General features: G+C 41.6%; 11 protein-coding genes. 4 read left to right on the top strand and 7 right to left on the bottom strand.

What is annotated here, in order from left to right; translation table 11 throughout:
* Positions 1 to 46: 46 nt before the first annotated feature.
* Both ACFFGT_RS23785 and ACFFGT_RS23790 read right to left on the bottom strand, forming a co-directional pair.
* Complete coding sequence (locus ACFFGT_RS23785; RefSeq protein ID WP_377025009.1) at positions 47 to 1,729, bottom strand: PspC domain-containing protein; 1,683 nt, start codon at positions 1,727 to 1,729, stop codon at positions 47 to 49.
* Between the two features lie 25 nt (positions 1,730 to 1,754).
* On the bottom strand, positions 1,755 to 2,087 hold the full coding sequence (locus ACFFGT_RS23790) for a PadR family transcriptional regulator (protein WP_091209926.1): 333 nt from the start codon (positions 2,085 to 2,087) through the stop codon (positions 1,755 to 1,757).
* Between the two features lie 228 nt (positions 2,088 to 2,315).
* Between ACFFGT_RS23790 and ACFFGT_RS23795 the strand changes: the two genes are divergently transcribed.
* From ACFFGT_RS23795 to ACFFGT_RS23810, 4 genes are all read left to right on the top strand, one after another.
* Positions 2,316 to 5,591: a SusC/RagA family TonB-linked outer membrane protein gene (locus ACFFGT_RS23795; protein ID WP_377025010.1), complete on the top strand. Its 3,276-nt coding sequence runs from the start codon at positions 2,316 to 2,318 to the stop codon at positions 5,589 to 5,591.
* Between the two features lie 11 nt (positions 5,592 to 5,602).
* Positions 5,603 to 7,069, top strand: coding sequence for a SusD/RagB family nutrient-binding outer membrane lipoprotein (locus tag ACFFGT_RS23800; protein ID WP_377025011.1), 1,467 nt, complete (start codon positions 5,603 to 5,605; stop codon positions 7,067 to 7,069).
* 17 nt (positions 7,070 to 7,086) lie between these two features.
* Positions 7,087 to 8,061 (top strand): DUF1735 domain-containing protein, encoded by a 975-nt coding sequence (locus tag ACFFGT_RS23805; protein ID WP_377025012.1) that lies wholly within the window; start codon positions 7,087 to 7,089, stop codon positions 8,059 to 8,061.
* Positions 8,062 to 8,289: 228 nt separating this feature from the next.
* Entirely contained in the window at positions 8,290 to 9,255 is a 966-nt protein-coding gene (locus tag ACFFGT_RS23810) for a hypothetical protein (protein ID WP_377025013.1), read from the top strand.
* 57 nt (positions 9,256 to 9,312) lie between these two features.
* Here the strand turns inward: ACFFGT_RS23810 and ACFFGT_RS23815 are convergent, their stop codons facing one another.
* The 5 genes from ACFFGT_RS23815 to ACFFGT_RS23835 all read right to left on the bottom strand — a co-directional run bounded on the left by ACFFGT_RS23815 (position 9,313) and on the right by ACFFGT_RS23835 (position 13,381).
* Positions 9,313 to 10,215: a hypothetical protein gene (locus ACFFGT_RS23815; RefSeq protein ID WP_377025014.1), complete on the bottom strand. Its 903-nt coding sequence runs from the start codon at positions 10,213 to 10,215 to the stop codon at positions 9,313 to 9,315.
* Between the two features lie 13 nt (positions 10,216 to 10,228).
* Positions 10,229 to 11,098, bottom strand: a complete 870-nt coding sequence (locus ACFFGT_RS23820) for a hypothetical protein (protein WP_377025015.1) — start codon at positions 11,096 to 11,098, stop codon at positions 10,229 to 10,231.
* Between the two features lie 137 nt (positions 11,099 to 11,235).
* A complete protein-coding gene (locus ACFFGT_RS23825; protein ID WP_377025016.1) occupies positions 11,236 to 11,484 on the bottom strand; it encodes a hypothetical protein in 249 nt (82 codons plus the stop codon).
* A gap of 456 nt (positions 11,485 to 11,940) precedes the next feature.
* Positions 11,941 to 12,837: a hypothetical protein gene (locus ACFFGT_RS23830; RefSeq protein ID WP_377025017.1), complete on the bottom strand. Its 897-nt coding sequence runs from the start codon at positions 12,835 to 12,837 to the stop codon at positions 11,941 to 11,943.
* A gap of 136 nt (positions 12,838 to 12,973) precedes the next feature.
* Positions 12,974 to 13,381, bottom strand: coding sequence for a DoxX family protein (locus ACFFGT_RS23835; protein WP_377025018.1), 408 nt, complete (start codon positions 13,379 to 13,381; stop codon positions 12,974 to 12,976).
* Positions 13,382 to 13,849 lie beyond the last annotated feature (468 nt).

Below are 13,849 nucleotides of genomic sequence, written 5' to 3' on the forward strand. Positions count from 1 at the left end.
TAGCAGGCTTATATATTTAAAAATGGCTTTCACAGGCAGTTGGTTTTTAATGTTCCGGTGCATTGGTTGTATCAGGCACTCCTGCGTCTTTTGATGCTTTTATCTTTTCCATGATCTTGTCGGCAGTTATATTGCTGGTATCGGTTTTGCATTCCAGGCCGTTTGCAGTCATAATATAGGTGGCGGTAGTGATACCGTTATTGTTGTTACCCTGATCTTTGCAGTCGTATATATTAAAGTTGATATTGCGGTCGAGCTTTTGATCAATAATGATTTTAGCGTTAAGCGGTACTTTTAGGGTAAGGTGCAATTCCTGTCCGCGCCATAAAAAGCCCTGGGGCATTTCCAGGTGACGGTCAAAATTCAATACCGAATCTTTTTGCTCAAAACGGTAAGCCGCACTGCGTGCGTTGATCAGCGCCTCCTCCAGGTTGGTGCCGCGTGCGCTGAAAGTTTCGATCAATACAGGCTGTGGCACGTCGCTTTTTTCAATATCGATGGTAACGTTATGATTTGGCATGTCATCGCCGTTAAAGTCATCATCTAAAATGATCATACCTTTAAAGCGCTCATTTATTTTAAGTCGGGTACTATCCTCGTTACTTAAATACTTGGTATCGTTCAGCTGCAGATAATAGGTATTATTAGCTGTTGGCTTAAGCTTAATGGTTTGCGTGAATTTACCACCTTCGCGAAAGCCGGCGGCAGTTTTTACGCCGTAGTAAGAAACCGCCCCTAATGAAGCCAGCCAGATACATAATAAGGTAGTACCGATTGAACGGTTAAATGAAGCTTTTTTAAACAGGAAGCCGATTGTTGATAAAATGATAGCTAATAAAGGTATGGTTAGTACCAAAAAGCCGCTTATCATAAATATGCCGTTAGCCTGGTGGTTAGCTATATTGAAAGGGAACAGGTTATAGATGCCCATGTTACCTGCTGCAAATAAAGCGATAAGCGAAACGATGAGCGCTATGGTAAGGCCGAGGCAGGTTAGTAAAACAGCTGCAGCCAGTAGTTTAGCAAGTAAACTGCCGGTGCCTTTTAAAAAGGCGCCAAGGTGTTCAAAAATATCGCTGATGAGGTCGCGCACCTGGTAAATAAAAGGTTTGGCTTCGTGTTTAAAGTTTTGAAGGTTTTCACGTACGGTGCTTAACTCTTCTTCAAAATTCTTTTTAAAACCTTTCAGGTCCTGCTTTTCGCCCTTCATGGCCATGCGGTCGGCACGGGTAATGGCTTTGGGCACCACCATCCATAATATACTATATATAATAAGGCCCATTGCGGCAAAAGGCACCAGGATAACAAAGGTTAGCCGTACCCAGGCCGGGTTAATATCAAAATAATTAGCAATACCTGCGCATACACCGCTTACAAGATGATCATCAGGATCGCGGAAAAGCCTGCGGCGTTCGGTATTATATTCAAACGGATTGCCGCCTGTGCTTTTGGCATCGGTTTCTGCAGTTTCAAAATCCTGCACACTGCCCATTTGCTCAGTAACCTCCTTAACATCAGCCTCAACAATAACTTGTTTGGCATCGCGTGCCAGGATCTCGTTAAACATTTCGGCAATGCGGTTTTCAATGTCGGTTGTGATCTCCAGGCTATCGGCCGAAGTAGAAAAATGACGCTTTACATCCGTCATATAGTTCTTCAGCACTTCGTAGGCATCTTCTTCAATATGAAAAACCATGCCGTTTATATTTATGATAATTGTTTTGTTCATGATTATAGTGAATTTGTAGGTTTTTCTATTTTCTTTCTCCGATAGCTGTTTGAACAGCAAATACCAGCTCCTGCCAGGTTTTATCTAATTGTTCAAGTACTGCGCGGCCTTCGTCCGAGAGCACATAGTACTTTCGGGGCGGCCCGGAAATTGACTCCACCCAGTTATAGGTGAGCAGGCCATTGTTTTTTAAACGGGTTAAAAGAGGATACAGAGTACCCTCAACTACAAGCAGTTGGGCTTTCTTAAGTTCAGCAATTATGTCTGATGCATATGTTTCGCCCTTTGCTATGATAGAGAGAATGCAATACTCCAGTATGCCTTTCCTCATTTGGGTTTGGGTGTTTTCGACGATCATAATACAAAGATATATGTTTTAGATTGTATTATGCAATACATAGTACTATAATTATTATTCTTTTAGCTAAAACTTGGATTTTTGAAAAAAAAATGACGTTTTAAAAGAAATTACTTGACTTTTTGATAACGTAACATTACTTTTATGATTAATTAACTATTAACTGATCTTATTATTAACGAAATGAAAAAACTTCTACTCGTAAGTTTGTGCTTACTTGTGTTGTCTATGACGCAAGTATTCGCACAAAACCGTACAGTTACTGGTACGGTTACGGCCAAAGACGACGGCCTACCCATTCCGGGAGTAACAGTAAAGGTAAAGGGCTCCACCATCGGTACCCAAACCAATCCGGCCGGTAAGTATGTACTCAGTGTACCGGCAAATGCCACCCTCGTTTTTAGCTTCATCGGCTACACCACCATTGAAAAATCAGCAACAGGCAGCACAGTAAACGTTGTTTTAGAAACATCGGCCCGTTCATTAGGCGAGGTTGTTGTAACAGGCGCTTTGGGTATCAAACGCCAGGCTAAAGAACAAGGTGCAGCAGCTACAACTGTAAGTGCAAAAAGCTTAACCGAAGCACACCCAACCAACTTTACCAACGGCTTAACTGCTAAGGTACCTGGTTTGGTGGTAAGTACCCTCAATAACGGTGTTAACCCTAATACCCGTTTTACCCTGCGTGGCAGCCGTCACATTATTGGTAACAACTATGCACTGGTTGTATTAAACGGTACGCCGATCTCTCCAAATGAGGTAAACACCATCAACCCTGACGATATCGAATCTGTGAACATCCTTAACGGTGCCGGTGCAGCCGCACTTTACGGTTCGGATGCGTCAAACGGTGCATTGATCATCACTACCAAAAAAGGTAGCCCAACTGGTGCGCCACAGGTTACTTACACCAACAACTACCTGTTAGAGAAAATCTCTTACTTCCCTAAATTCCAAACCAAGTTTGGTGGTTACGGTGGTGAAGGTTATCCGTTCCAGGACCCTATTACCGGTTTCATTACCGCTACTGCTCCTTTCGAAAACCAATCATACGGCCCTGCTTATGATGGTCACATGCAGCAGTTAGGTATTCCGTTGGAAGATGGTACTACTCAAAGCTACCCTTACATGACCCCCAAGACTGACCCAAGATTGGCTTTCTTCAATACAGGTCACAGCGAAGAGAATAACCTTTCTTACTCATCAGGTGATGCCAACAACAGCTTTAACTTAACTGCCAACCATTTATTTAAAACAGGTGTATTGCCTGATGATAAATACAAAAGGAGCAGTGTACGTGTATCGGCAGCAAAAACTTATAACAAGTTTAAGGCCGAGTTCACCGCCAGCTATGTACAGGATTATACCAATACTGTAGGCAGCGGTGGTTATGACGGTGCTACATTAGATGGCGGCCGTTCATTATACAGCACTATCTTCAACACTCCATCATGGGTGCCGTTAACTAAATTCAGCGACCCGACAAAACCGTTTGCTGATGTTAACACATACTTTAACTCATACGGTGTAAACCCATACTGGATCATCAAAAATGACCGTGTGGATACCCGTACCGATCACTTTAACGGCAGCTTTGGCGGTACTTACTCGCCAACTACCTGGTTAGATGCAAGCTACCGTTTATCAGGTAACTTTGGTACCGGTCAGCAACAATACAGAAGGTCATCTGTACAGTTCAGCAAATATGCGCTGGGCCAGACAAAGGATGCTGATGGTAACCTGATTGACCCAACTGCAGGTTATTATGGTGTTGATCATGTGTTTGCAGGCGGTTTTGGCACGCAGGGCCAATCATACGGAGGTTCAACAGGTTATATCCCTGGTCAGGTACAAAACATCACCCAGTTTGGTGACGGTTCTATAACCAACCCGGCTGCAGGTACAAATAATGCTGTAGCTGGCCCGCAAGGTTACTCACGTTTACAGCAGGATTTCTTTTTAACCTTCCACAAAAAGTTCTTTAACGACTTTACAACAAACCTGTTGGTAGGTAGTTCATTATGGCAGGCTTATTATAACAATGTTCAAAACAACAGTACCAACTTACTGGTTGATAATTTTTATAACATTGGCAGTATCCTGGGTACACCGGCAACCTCAAGAACCGAAGGCAAAATACGCCAGATAGGTTACTTTGCTGATTTAACCATCGGTTACAAAGACTTCGCCTTTATTGAAGGTACTATACGTAATGACCACGATTCAAGGCTGGCCAGCGGCATCCGTTCATTCTGGTACCCATCAGTAAAAGGTTCATTTGTTTTCACCGAAGCTATTCCTGCGTTAAAGAACAATAGAATCATTAACTATGGTAAATTAAGGGCTTCATACAGCCAGGTGGGTGATATCAACGTAGCACCATATAGCACGGTTAACACCTTCAATCCAACTACTGGTTTCCCATATGGTAACACAGGTGGTTTAACTGTAAGCACAACCTTAAATAACCCTACTATTAAGCCGGAGAAAACCAAAGAAATTGAGTTTGGTACTGATTTGGGCTTCCTGAACAGCAGGATCAATGCAGGTTTTACTTATTATAAAAGTAATACCACTAACCAAACACTGCCAATTACAACATCGCCAACAACAGGCTATAGCAATGCTACTGTAAACATTGGCGAGGTTGAAAATACAGGTTACGAGTTTAAATTAGATGTAACTGCGCTTACTAAAGAATCAAACGGTTTTTACCTGAATGTTGGCGGTAACTTAGCTATCCAAAATTCAAAAGTTAAATCATTATTTGCCGGTTTATCATCAATTACTGTAGCATCACAAGGTGCAGCCGCTATCCAGGCGGTGGTTGGTCAGCCTTTCCCGGTATTATACGGTACCGATGTAACACGCGACCCGCAAGGCCATGTTGTTGTTGACCCGGTTACAGGTTATGCTATTACCAACTCAAACCTGGTTAACTTAGGCCGTACAACACCTAAATATATATTAGGTTTAACAACAACTGCAAGCTGGAAATTTATTACCCTTACTGCAGTGAGCGAATACCGCAGTGGTTATGTAGTATACAACCAGGGCATAGCTTCAGCAACAGCAGCAGGTGTATCTTACCTTTCTGCATCTGCCGATCGCCAGGCATTCATCTATCCTAATTCTGTGATCCAAACATCTCCGGGTGTATATGTACCAAACACCAGCACTACTGTTGTTGATGGTAACCAGGGTTTCTGGAATGCAGGTGCTTATTATAACTCTATTGCTGCTTATACATCAAGTGCTGCTTTCTGGAAACTGCGTGAAGCTAACTTAAGCTTTGATATTTCACAATGGACAAAATCAGTGAAGTTTATCAAAAGGGCTTCATTTGGTATCATAGGCAGAAACCTTGTTATGATCAGGCCAAAATCAAATACCTTCTCCGATCCTGAGTTCGCAGCAACATCAGGTAACGGTACAGGTATTATCAACACTTACCAGTTGCCTCCAACCCGTATTTTCGGAGCTACTCTTAATGTTACATTTTAATAACTATTCAGATGAAAAAGTATCTTTCAATTATATTAATGGGTGTGGCAATTGCTGGCAGCAGTTGCAAGAAAACTTATCTTGATGAGTTAAAAAACAACCCCAATACGCCATCGGTAGCTGCTCCGGGCCTGTTATTATCGGGCGCACTTAAAAGCTCGGCCGATATCATTAACGGTACAACCCTTAGGCAATATGGCGGTTATTTAAATTATTTAAGCCGTAGCACCGGTTACCAGGTTTTTGCAAACTTTGATCAATATCAGTTTACTACAAATGATTTTGATATATGGTCGCCTACATACCTTAATCTTTCTAACTATAAAGCGTTAATTGATGCAAACATAAGTGCTAACTATACCGCTATAGCTAAGATCATGACTGTGTATGATTACCAGATAGTTGTTGACAGCTATAATAATGTACCATATACCGATGCTTTACAAGGTACCAAAAACCTTAACCCTAAATATGATAAAGGGGCGGCTATTTATGCCGATTTGCCAAAACAGCTGGATGCAGCTATTGCATTAATAGCCGGAGGAGCAGCAAGCACAAACCCAGGGAATGCAGATATCATGTTTAAAGGTGATATGACCAAGTGGACAAAATTTGCCAATAGCCTTAAATTAAGGATTGCCTTACGTTTGGTAAATGTTGACCCTGCCGGTGGTAAAACGCTGGCAACCGGCCTTACTGCCGATAAAATGCTTGACGGAACAGTAGCGGCTTCGTTAAACCCGGGCTACACTAATTCTGATGCTAATGGCGGCCAGCAAAGCCCGCTTTGGCAAAACTGGGGTTACTCGCAAGCAGGTGCCGGTACATTGGGTAATCAGCAATACCAGGCCAATACCGATTTCATTAACTTTTTAACTACTAATAACGACCCCCGCCTTACTAAAGTGTACGCACCTAATGGCGATGGTAATGTTATTGGCAGCTACTTTGGTGGTACAGCTACCGTGCCTGCAAATAAAACCGCGAGCAAATTTGGCCCAGGCGTATTAAAGGCCGCTACAATGAATGCCTATATCATGTCATCGGCTGAGGCCTTGTTTGAGCAGGCTGAAGCTGCAGCAAGAGGCTACACTACAGGTGATGCCCAGGCACTATATAATGCAGCCATCACTGCTTCATTTACCGATGAGGGGCTTACTGCGGCGCAGGCGACAACTTATTATTCACAGTCGGCTATTGCCTACCCGGCAGGAGGTTCATTAGAGGATAAGATAAAAGCAATAATCACCCAAAAATGGGCTGCCTTAAATCCTTACGGTGTGCTTGAAGCTTTTAATGATCTTCGCCGCACAGGGTACCCAAGTGGTTTGCGATTGTCAACATATCCGGGCGTAAATGCTACCTCACAGGTAACACGTATTTTTTACCCGGTTGTTGAATATAAAACCAATGCTACAAATGTGGGCGCTGAAGGTACTATTGATATATTCAAGTCGAAAATATTTTGGGCAAAATAATTTTAAACTAAAAGAAAATGAAAAAATTAAATTATATAAAAACGATTTTGCTTGGCTTGGCGGCAACGGCTTCATTAAGCTCTTGCCTTAAAGACAAGACATACGTCGACTTTTCGCAGGGGGGAGTATCTGCTGAGCTTCCACTAAGCGGTTTGAATAGTTTTAGTGCTGATGCGATCACTACTGATACTGCTATTATTTCGTTCGGTGTTAATATAGCATCCTCTAAAACGCTAACTACTGATACAAAAATTACGGTAGATGTAATACCGACCAAGATTGCGGAATATGTTAAAAATAATCCTGCAGTTCAATATGAAATAATGCCAGCTACGGCTTATACATTCAAAACGACAATTGTAGATATACCAGCTGGCCAAAGATTAAAAATATTAACCTTTACAGTATATAAAAATAAGCTGGATCCTTCAAAAAGCTTTATGCTTCCGATTGGTATTACCAGTGCACCTGGGTTAAATATCTCGGCGAATAATGCATTGCATTATTATCATGTAATTGGTAATGATTTTGCAGGAATTTATGTTTATGATTACAGGAGATGGCAAGATGGTGCAAATGGTCCTGGCGATGTGACTGTTGGTGGTGTTACAAGGCATGCAATTCCGTCAAAAGGCGAAGGTTTAGCACCTGATGGCCCGGGGATATTTACTGGCCATCAAGCTGTAATCTCACCTATTTCGCCAACTGAATTCGCAATGACCACAACATATAACGGTCAGGGTGTACAATATGATGTTACTTTTACGAGAACAGTTGCTACAGATGGTACAATAAACTATACAAATTGGAAAGTTATTTTTAATGCGGATAACATTAAAAAATGGACAGATGTCAACATAACCAACTTTAGGCCAGCTGAATTTACTATACCTCCACCAGCCACAAGCAAAGACCCTAAAATATTTGAGTTAAATTACTCTACCGGGGCTGCCGCACCTGGTAGATGGATGGATGATACTTATCATAAATAAAAAATAAATTATAAATATTAAGGGCATCCAATAGGGTGCCCTTTTTTTATGCTTGCATTTCAATTTTTTGAAGCGATGTTTAATTGCAAGGATTTAAACTTATCGGTCAGGTGTATCATTGATGGTAATATTTGTATTGTAAAAAAGCTAATACATATAACGTTTTTCCGTTATAGTTGCTTATTATTTATACTTTAGTTTTATAGAATTTGCAATTAACTTAAACCTATGAGAAAAATATTTTTGTGCCTGGTACCTGTTTTGGTTAGCACCGTTACTTTAGCCCAAACCATTACAGTTAGCGGTACGGTTAACAACCAGCAGGGCAAACCCGTTCAGTTTGTTTTTATCCGCGATGCCTACCACAGCTATGCTACCTATACCGACCAGATGGGCAACTTTTCGTTAAAGGCTGATCCTGCATCGAAACTGGTTGCTTCGGCTACTAATTTAAAGGATACCACGATTGTCATCGGCAATCAAAGCAATATTAAAATAACGATGACCGCCGGCCTGTCACAAGGTGCGGGCAAGGCACTGAGCAGCCATACCGGGAGCGATTTTTTTAAGATGGAATCGGAGGTGCCAACCAATATCTCGGGTTCGTTATATATGATCTCAGGGCATGATGAATTGCATGGCAGCAGGTTCCTTTCAAAATCATGGATGCACGGCTTTGCTTTAAGTGTTAAAGATTCGCTGATCCAGAGCAATGATTACTTCTTTAATTTTGATAAAGATGGCGGCGATCTGCTGTTTACCCGCGACCAGCGTAAGGTTTTCCAGGCCGATAAGGGCGAAGTAAAAGCCTGTACAATTATTGATGACAATGACCAGGCTTATTCATTTGAAACAGTGCCGGCTATCGACCCCAACCGCTTTATTTTGCTGCTGGTCAAAGGTGATAAATACAAGATCTATAATAAGCTTAAATCAAAGTTTGTTAAGGCCAGCTTTACCACTAACGGCATTACCTCGAGCGGCAATAACTACGATGAGTATGTTGATGAAAACCATTATTTTGTGCTGAACGTTAAAACCAACCAGCTGCAGCCCCTTGAGTTAAAAAGCAAATCGATCAAAACCGTATTTGCTACCGAGGCGGACAAGATCAAGGCCTTTAATAAAGAGCATGGCGATGATGAGATCAATGAGGGATATTTAAGGGACTTGGGGGATTATTTGAATAAGTAATCTCTTTATATAAAAGAAACGGCCGGTTAAATATTTAACCGGCCGTTTCTTTTAAGTTTAGGTTTGGTCAGCAGTAAGATCAAATGTAAATGTTGTTCCGTCTAACCTGGTTATAGTTCCGTGTGAATGATATAACCCTGTATGTGGTGTTACTTGATAATAAGTGCCGGATATTTGTATTGCCGTATCTGTGCCATTGCCATCATATGCATAGCTTCCTCCGGTAAATATGCCGTTTTTTCCATATAAATAATAGCTTACATGTGGGTTTGATGGATCTTGAACTATTACTTCTGTTGAAGGGATAGTAACTACGGGTACCGATGTAATTTTGGGAGCTGGATAATCAATGGTTGCAACAGCCCAATGTGAACCTGTAGTGACTCTGATTAGCTTGGCAGGGATTGTTACAACCCCACCACCTGTAGAATAATTGTCTTTAATGTAATCACCAATAAATGGAATGCTTGCACCTGTTGAAATAAAGACATCAAAGGCAAAATTAAAGTCGTCAAGATCTCTTTGGAAAGCCGAAGCATCGAAGAAGCCTAATTGCCCCTGTACAATTACAAATGCATCACCATCTTGTATTACTTTAGAGGAGGTTCCATATGTGCCTATCGGGCTGATAAAGGCATTTTGTCCATCTGCGGTAGCTACACCGGCGCCTGCAGTAGGCACGCCATTCAGCAAGGTTGGATACATCACGGTATTCCATGATGGAGACCCCGTAACAATTACATTCACGCCGCTAAAGAATGCCGAATAGGTGTCAAAATTCTCTCCAGCTTTGCGAGGCAGCAGTACAAGATCTGCATAAAAATTTTGCGGGTCAAGAGAGTTTGTTTTCACCTTGGCAGGTGCAGGGTTTGAGGTTGCTGCAGGTTTAAAAGAGTCCTTCTGGCATGAGCTAAAACCTGCAAGCATTAGCATCAAAGCCCATAATAGTTGTTTTTTCATATTGAATATATTTTTAAGATAAATCTATAGTATTGCCCGTCCAGGTAAAGCTTGTGCCGTCTTTCCGAACCACGGTAATGGTAACGGTATATATAAAGGAATTGCTTGTTGCTGTATAGGTACCGGAAGCGGAGTTGGCCTCATCAGGGCTAACTTTGGTTATTTTCCCTCCAAATCCAAATACATGATAAAGCTTATTTGGATTTGCCGGATCAGTTACACCACCCAAAAACAGAGGATTTGATGGAGATGCGTTTGAAACAGCCGGCAATGGATAATCAATAGTTGCTATAGCCCAATGCGAACCCGTTGTAACTCTAATAACTTTACCTGTGGTTGTTATGATACCTGGTTGGTCGTAGGTTGCCTTTACATAATCGGAAATCATAGGAGGTAAGCCCGTTGGCACAGTGCCATTGAGGAAGAGTGCTTCAAAAATACTTTCTTTCTGGTTATAAGAGGCTACATCTGCACGAAAAACGGCCGCATTAAAACCAAGAAATGTGCCTGTAGTTTCTACAAAGGAACCGCTGCCTAAGTCATTAGTCACAGCGGAATTATATCCGTCGGCGGCAGTTATGCCGTATTGTACACCAGGCACACCATTTTGCAAAACGGGATACATATCTGAGTTCCATGACGGTGTACCGGTAACAATGAGTGGGGCAGGGCCAAACCCCTGGGCCATATAAGTATCGAAATTTTCGCCGGGCTTACGTGCTTGTAATACTAAATCAACATAACGATAGGTTGGATTTGTGACATTTGTTTTCACCTTGTCAGGTGCAGGGTTTGAGGTTGCTGCAGGTTTAAAAGAGTCCTTCTGGCATGAGCTAAAACCTGCAAGCAGTAGCATCAAAGCCCATAATAGTTGTTTTTTCATATTGAATATATTTTTTATGAAAATATAATATCAATATGGTATTATCAATCCGTATTTTAAACCTAAATGAATAGGTGTTTTAACTGAAGATTTAAATATAACAGTATTGTGACTGTAAGTTAATATATTATTCCTATTTATACTGTATTTTTCGGGGCTATAAATATTAAACCGGTAAACATAATAGCATCTTCAATAGCATGAGCCGCATCCTCAAGCCCGCCGCCGGTACCTAAATGCACTGAAGCAGCAACCACAAGGGTTATAAGAATCAGGATACAAACCGGCCTGAACATGAGGCCGATGATAAGCAGAAAACCGCCAAAAAAAACTCTGTAACCACGGCCGGCAGGCCCAAACACCCGACCAAAAATGGATCCCCACATATTTCATGGAAGCGCCAAGATGTTCCCAGCTTTTACGCACCCATGTGTTTATGCGATTGATTCATCAAAGCGGAACACGCACCTCCGCTGGATGAAAACCACTATTTTGTACTGAACGTTAAAACCAACCAGCTACAGCCCTTGAGCTAAAAAGTAAATCGATAAAAACTGTATTTGCTACCGAGGCAGACAAGATCAAAGCCTTTAACAAAGAGCTTGGCGATGATGAGATCAATGAGGGGTATTTGAAGGGTTTGGGGGATTATTTGAATAAGTAATCTATTTAATATGAAGAAAAGGCAGTGAGCTTATCGCTTACTGCCTTTTCTATTTATATCAAATAAAGTTATCGTGAATCATCACTATTATCAAATGCAAATGTAGTATAACAGCAGCATGCCCGATAATAACTGTTTTTTCATATTGATTTGTGATACATTGTGGTGAAATAATAGTTTACGAAATATCTAAGTCGCCGGTAAAGGAAAAGGTTGTTCCATTTGATCGGTGAATGGTTACAGTTACATGGTATATTGTAGTGCCATTGGTATGTGTGTAGGAACCGGTAGCTGAAACTCCTGTCATTGGATAATCCACACCGTTTTTAACTGTTTTTACACTTGTAATTGCATTCCCTGTTCCTGATAATACATAATACAGTGTTGGGTCATTTGGATCAGGCACACCACCTATAATTTGCGGCGCTGGCGGAGGTAGCGGTTTGGGGCTTGGATAGTCAATTGAAGCAAGTGCCCAATGTGATCCTGTTGTTACCCTGATCAATTTTCCTGTAACGTTTACGAAGTGCCCCATTTGATCAGTATAGGAGTTTTTTATATAATCATACGGATTCGGGTAAGGGTTGTTAGGATAGAAATCTGCGTCCACTGAGCTTTTAGCAACCCAAATATCTATGGCATTACTATAGCTATCCAGATCCGAACGCAGAGCTGTAATATTAGGTAATGATATCGCTCCGATTGAAAGTGTAAAAAAGTCCTGGGCGCCTACTGTATATGCTGTAATAAAATTTGCGTTGTTATATACACCGTATGAAGCGCCAAATGCCGGTGCTCCATTCACCAAAGTAGGATATCCAGCCTGGTACCATGAAGGGGTACCGATTACTTTAACCTCCTGCCCTGACCATATACCTTTATAGGTGTCAAAGGTTTCACCCGGCTGCCTTGGCTGTAGTATTAAGTCGGCGTAGGTGTAAGTTGGTTGTGCTACATTTACCTTTGTGCTTTTCCCTGTACTGCTTTCATCATTAACAGGTTTAAAAGAGTCCTTTTTGCATGAGCTAAAACCTGCCATTAACAGCAGCATGCCCCATAATAGTTGTTTTTTCATATTGATTTGTGATATATTTTTTATAAATATATGATGTCAATATGTCTCGGGTCAATGGGTATTTAGGGGTATTTAATAGCTATTTTATTTAACTGATAGCGTTAAAACAGGTTGTCTTTAATGTTGAATTAATTTATTATTTCTTATCTACACTATATTTCCCCGGCCCAATAAATATTAAACCGGCAAACATAACGGCATCCTCAATGGCATGAGCCGCATCCTCAAGCCCGCCGCCGGTACCTAAATGCACTGAAGCAGCAACCACAAGGGTTATAAGAATCAGGATACAAACCGGCCTGAAAGCAAGGCCGATGATGAGCAGGAAGCCGCCAAAGCATTCGGTAACTGCGGCCAGCAGACCCCAGATCATTGGCCAGAAATGAATACCAACATATTTCATTGATTCGCCAAGGTGTTTCCAGCTTTCGGTACCGCCCATAAGTTTTGGGTAGCCATGATAAATGAACATAATTCCAAGTCCCAGGCGGATGATCAGAAGTCCGAAATTTTTGTAATTGCCTAAATTGCCAAGAAGCGCCATTTTGTAAGTGTTTCGTTGATATGAGGGGCTTAAGGTAATAAAAATGTTGGATGAGATTATTGTCAAAATGGAGGCTTTTTCAAAATCCCCTCTCGAGAGGGTAATAGCCCATGAAAAGGCATAAGTAAAGAATTAACCGTCGTGTCGACTCACCCCGACATCGCTGCGCTTGTCACCCCTCTCTACGCAAGCGTAAAGAGGGGGATTTACCCTTATTTTTCTTTACCCTCTTTACGCCAAAGGCGGAGAGAGGGTGGTCCAGCGTAGCGTAGACCGGGTGAGTCAACTATGCGCCATACCAACTTGCTTTAACTGTCAATACATGGGCTATTACCCTCGAGAGGGTAATAGCCTATGAAAAGACAGATAAAATAAGTATATTTATGGAAATGAATATCTTAGAATTAATTAAGAAGTACCCCGATCAGGAAACTTGCATAGGTTATCTGGAGACATTGAGGTGGCAAA

Origin of the sequence: Mucilaginibacter angelicae, from assembly GCF_042434235.1 — a bacterium.
Taxonomy (GTDB): Bacteria; Bacteroidota; Bacteroidia; order Sphingobacteriales; family Sphingobacteriaceae; genus Mucilaginibacter; species Mucilaginibacter angelicae.

Excerpts from the sequence above, each read along its gene's own strand:
- ACFFGT_RS23815 (WP_377025014.1), bottom strand. The coding sequence starts at position 10,215 with ATGAAAAAACAACTATTATGGGCTTTGATGCTAATGCTTGCAGGTTTT.
- ACFFGT_RS23830 (WP_377025017.1), bottom strand. The coding sequence starts at position 12,837 with ATGAAAAAACAACTATTATGGGGCATGCTGCTGTTAATGGCAGGTTTT.
- ACFFGT_RS23810 (WP_377025013.1), top strand. The coding sequence starts at position 8,290 with ATGAGAAAAATATTTTTGTGCCTGGTACCTGTTTTGGTTAGCACCGTT.
- ACFFGT_RS23785 (WP_377025009.1), bottom strand. The coding sequence starts at position 1,729 with ATGAACAAAACAATTATCATAAATATAAACGGCATGGTTTTTCATATT.
- ACFFGT_RS23805 (WP_377025012.1), top strand. The coding sequence starts at position 7,087 with ATGAAAAAATTAAATTATATAAAAACGATTTTGCTTGGCTTGGCGGCA.
- ACFFGT_RS23825 (WP_377025016.1), bottom strand. The coding sequence starts at position 11,484 with ATGTGGGGATCCATTTTTGGTCGGGTGTTTGGGCCTGCCGGCCGTGGT.
- ACFFGT_RS23820 (WP_377025015.1), bottom strand. The coding sequence starts at position 11,098 with ATGAAAAAACAACTATTATGGGCTTTGATGCTACTGCTTGCAGGTTTT.
- ACFFGT_RS23835 (WP_377025018.1), bottom strand. The coding sequence starts at position 13,381 with ATGGCGCTTCTTGGCAATTTAGGCAATTACAAAAATTTCGGACTTCTG.
- ACFFGT_RS23790 (WP_091209926.1), bottom strand. The coding sequence starts at position 2,087 with ATGATCGTCGAAAACACCCAAACCCAAATGAGGAAAGGCATACTGGAG.
- ACFFGT_RS23795 (WP_377025010.1), top strand. The coding sequence starts at position 2,316 with ATGACGCAAGTATTCGCACAAAACCGTACAGTTACTGGTACGGTTACG.
- ACFFGT_RS23800 (WP_377025011.1), top strand. The coding sequence starts at position 5,603 with ATGAAAAAGTATCTTTCAATTATATTAATGGGTGTGGCAATTGCTGGC.